At 78.1% G+C, this 2,473-nt stretch carries 2 protein-coding genes; both read right to left on the bottom strand.

All coding sequences use genetic code 11. From position 1 onward, the window contains the following. Nucleotides 1-1,158, bottom strand: a 1,158-nt coding sequence (locus ACLIYP_RS30175; protein ID WP_412716257.1) for a nicotinate-nucleotide--dimethylbenzimidazole phosphoribosyltransferase, incomplete at its 3' end; no start/stop codon positions are given. Nucleotides 1,159-1,200: 42 nt separating this feature from the next. Next, nucleotides 1,201-2,295 carry a bifunctional adenosylcobinamide kinase/adenosylcobinamide-phosphate guanylyltransferase gene (locus tag ACLIYP_RS30170; RefSeq protein WP_412716256.1) on the bottom strand — a complete coding sequence of 365 codons (1,095 nt, stop codon included), beginning with the start codon at nucleotides 2,293-2,295 and terminating at the stop codon, nucleotides 1,201-1,203. Nucleotides 2,296-2,473: the final 178 nt, after the last annotated feature.

Genomic DNA, 2,473 nt, shown 5'->3' with positions numbered 1-2,473 from the left:
GACGGCGACGACCCGGGCACCGGCCTGAGCGTGGTCGAGACCCTCGGCCTGTACGTCGTGGCGCCCCTCGCCCTGTTCGCGATCATCGCCGCGCTGGTGCTGGTCGGCGACAAGTCCTCGCGCCCGCGCGGCCAGCGCGGCCGCGGCCCGGACCAGGGGGAGGGCGAGCAGCGCGCCGGTGCCCTCGCCCGCGGTGACGCCGTGGTCCAGCAGCGGGTCGAGCGCCATCCGGTCCAGCGCCTTGGCCTGCGCGGGCTCGCCGCTCGCCGACCCGGCCAGCCACCAGTCCGGCGCCCGGAACGCCACGCGCTGGGCGACCAGCGCGCACGCGGCGGAGACCACGCCGTCGAGGATCACCGGGGTGCGGCGCACGGCCGACTGGAGCAGGAAGCCGGTGATCGCGGTCAGGTCCGCCCCGCCCACGGTCGCCAGCAGCCTCAGCTGGTCCCCCAGGACGGGCCGGGCGCGGCGCAGCCCGTCGCGGATCGCCGCGCACTTGCGCATCCAGGCGAGGTCGTCGATGCGCCCGCCGCCGCGGCCGGTGACCACGGAGGCGTCGGTGCCGCACAGGGCCGCGACCAGCACCCCGGCCGCCGTGGTGCCGCCGACGGAGACGTCGCCCAGGACCACCAGGTCGGTCCCGGCGTCGGCCTCCTCGTCGGCGACGGCCATCCCGGCCCGGAAGGCGCGCTCGGCCTCCTCGGCGGTCAGGGCGTCCTCGACGTCCAGCCGCCCGCCGGAGCGCCGCACCCGGTGGCGGACGACATCCTCGGGCAGCCCGCCCGGGTCGCAGTCCAGCGACATGTCGACGATCCGCAGCGGCACGTCGAGGCGGCGCGAGAGCACCGCCACCGGACTCGTGCCGTCCAGGGCGGCGCGTACCAGGGCATGCGCGCCCCCGGCCGGCCGGGCGGAGACACCCAGTTCCGCCACCTTGTGGTCCCCGGCGAACAGCACGGCCTTCGGCCGCGAGACCGGCTCCACGGGAACGCGGCCCTGCGCCGCCGCCAGCCACTCGCCCAGTTCGTCCAGCCGGCCCAGCGCCCCGGCCGGCAGACCGGTGCGGGCGCGCCGCTCCTCGGCGTCCCGGCGGACGCCGCTGTCGGGACGCTCGATGAGGTCGCCGAAGTCGTCGAGGTTCAGGCTGCCGTCACTCATGGGGCCGACACTACCGTCCCCCGCACCGCCCCTGACCTGTGCTCAGCCGCGCAGCGGCAGGGCCGTGCCCGCCGTGACCAGCAGGACGTGCTCGCACTCGGCGGCCACCGCCGCGTTCAGCCGGCCCAGCTCGTCGCGGAAGCGGCGGCCCGCGGCGGTGGCGGGCACCACCCCCGAGCCGACCTCGTTGCTGACCGCCACCACCGTGCGGGAGGCGGCGCGGAAGGCCGCGACCAGGGCGCCGGTCCGCTCGGCCAGCGCGCGGGGGGCCTCGCCGCTCCTCCAGCGGTCGTCGTCCCAGGCCCCGGCGCGGTCCATCGCGTCGGTCAGCCACAGGGCCAGGCAGTCGACCAGCATCGGCGGTGCGTCCTCGGCGGTCAGCAGCGGCACCAGGTCGCAGGTCTCGGCCGTGCGCCAGGAGGGCGGGCGGCGCTCCCGGTGGGCCGCCACCCGCGCCGCCCACTCCCGGTCGCCGTCCCGGGCGCCGCCCGTGGCGACGTACAGCACGTCCGGGAAGGCCGCCAGCCGGCGCTCGGCCTCGGCGGACTTGCCCGAGCGCGCGCCGCCCAGGACCAGCGTGCGCCGGGGCAGATCGGGGACCGCCCGGTAGTCGCCGACCACCACCGTGGCGCCGTCCGGCTCGGTACGGGCCCCCGCGGCGGCCAGCCGCCGGTGCAGCTCCGGACCGGGCGGCACGTCGTGGTCGATGTGGACGGCCAGCACGTCCGTGGTCGGGCCCACGGCCCCGGCCGCCCGCAGCCGGGCCAGCGCGTCGGGACGGCCCAGGACGTCCATCAGCACCAGGGCGTACGGCGCGGGCGAGCCTCCGGGCGGCAGGCCCGCGGGACCGGCGCCCGGCGGCAGGTACAGCAGGCGCTCGCCGTCGGGCCCGCCGATCTCGTACCCGGTGCCCGGCGCGTCCAGCGCCACCGCCCGCACCCGGTGGCCGCTGATCAGGGTCAGCCTCCGCCCGTCCGGCACCCGCACCGGCGCGGGCAGCCCGGCCGGGACCTCCGGCGCAGGCCCCTGGTGGGGGTGGGACAGCAGCACCTGCCGCACACCGTGCAGGGAACTGCCCGCGCGGGCGGCCGCCAGGGCCGCGCCGGGGGTCAGGTCGAGCAGCAGGACGCCGTCCACGAGCAGCGCGGTCGCCGCCCGCGCCTCCGCACGGGCGGCGGTGGCGCAGGCCGCGCAGGGTCGCGATGGAGGTGACCAGGAACATCGTGATCATCGGGAAGATGCCCAGCAGCGAGGCTCCGATGCGGTCGAAGAGTTCGCGGTCGTCGGCGTAGACGTAGTACAGCAGGACCGTCAG

Origin of the sequence: Streptomyces nanhaiensis, assembly GCF_046614825.1 — a bacterium.
In the GTDB taxonomy this organism is placed as follows: domain Bacteria; phylum Actinomycetota; class Actinomycetes; order Streptomycetales; family Streptomycetaceae; genus Streptomyces; species Streptomyces radiopugnans.
The sequence above is the reverse complement of the archived record's forward strand: the minus strand, read 5'-3'. Positions and strand labels throughout refer to the sequence as shown.